General features: G+C 35.7%; 2 protein-coding genes. One reads left to right on the forward strand and one right to left on the reverse strand.

The genetic code is table 11. The features are described 5' to 3' along the window. Positions 1–221 precede the first annotated feature (221 nt). Entirely contained in the window at positions 222–554 is a 333-nt protein-coding gene (locus ACTXGU_RS22210; protein WP_443483692.1) for a DUF1904 family protein, read from the forward strand. A gap of 229 nt (positions 555–783) precedes the next feature. Here the strand turns inward: ACTXGU_RS22210 and ACTXGU_RS22215 are convergent, their stop codons facing one another. After that, the gene (locus ACTXGU_RS22215) at positions 784–1,245 is read right to left on the reverse strand and encodes a hypothetical protein (protein ID WP_443483693.1); all 462 of its coding nucleotides are present in this window, start codon (positions 1,243–1,245) and stop codon (positions 784–786) included. Positions 1,246–1,352 lie beyond the last annotated feature (107 nt).

Raw genomic sequence — 1,352 nt, forward strand, 5'->3', positions numbered from 1 at the left:
GGTAAGCCTCGGAGAACAGAACGGAAACCCTTACTTCCTATTTAGTTGCTTATTTTCCTGTTTTTTGAAGTTTAGATTGATGACATTGGGTCTGACCCCCTGACCCCCAGTGCGTTAAAAGTGTTTGTTTTGCTATACGAAAAAACATACAATAGAACTGTCAAATGAGGCACAATTTATTAATTTACGAAAACTAAAAGGAAGAAAATGGAGGAATGAACTTGCCACATATTATGTTTCGTGGAATTACTACCCAACAATTAAAAAATATTAGTAGACCATTAGTAGAAGAACTCGCAGCGATTTGTGAATGCGGTACGGATAACTTCACGTTGGAATTACAACATTCTACTTTTGTATTTGATGAGAAAGAAATAGAGGCTTTTCCTCTTATAGAGGTTAAATGGTTCGAAAGAGGACAAGAAATTCGTGATCAATTTGCTCAGGCGATTACAACATACATAATGGACTTTGGGCTTACAGAAGTAGAGGTTGTATTTACTGTATTCTCGGAGTCATCTTATTATATTAACGGAAAGCATTGTGGAAGTTAAAAATTATTTTTATTAATTTCTGAGCCTTTATATACAAGGTTTTAGACAAAACTTGTATATAAAGGCTTTTTTATGCAAAAAATGGAATGCTATAAACAAGTTCTATAGAAAAAGTAGGCTTATTTTATTAAGATCGATAATGATTTGCTAACAACTACCCATACACCCTATCAAACATCGACAAAATTCAGGGCGTCCCTTTAGATTGCACCCATTTATTATCCTACCTTCAATATTTTACAAATGTGGTGATACCATGATGCGTAATATACCTACGATGGCTTAATTCCTCCAACCACTTTTTAGCATTTAATTGGTATGTACCGTAAATATCTCGGTACGTATAACTCCCCACATTTACTTCAATTGGTTCTGGTTTGGCTAGCATTGTTTCCATGTAATATTCGAATGCGTGTTGATTCGGTACACTGTAAATTTCAAACACATCTCCTATTTCCATATACTTTTCAATATATGTAAGAAATAAGCGGTTCCCCACTCCATTTACCTCGTAAATATAAGGAAAAGAAAACAGACCTTCCACCTCTCTCTTCCAATAATCGTCCATTTTATGAACAGTAAAGAATATAAAATCTTCCTCACGTTCAAATACTGTTCGATTATTGTATTCTTCGATTTCATCAGGCATTTTAAATGGTTTGGATGAAGCTAAAAATGTGATTTCTGTCATCGCTTTATATCTCCTTTATTTTAAGGCTCTGTTAAACTTGCCTGTTGATTTCCGTTCCAGGCGTTCGCTTTCCGCGGGCGGTCCGGGAGCCTCCTCGGCGCTGTGCA

Origin of the sequence: Niallia sp. 01092 (genome assembly GCF_052318935.1) — a bacterium.
GTDB lineage: Bacteria > Bacillota > Bacilli > Bacillales > Cytobacillaceae > Niallia.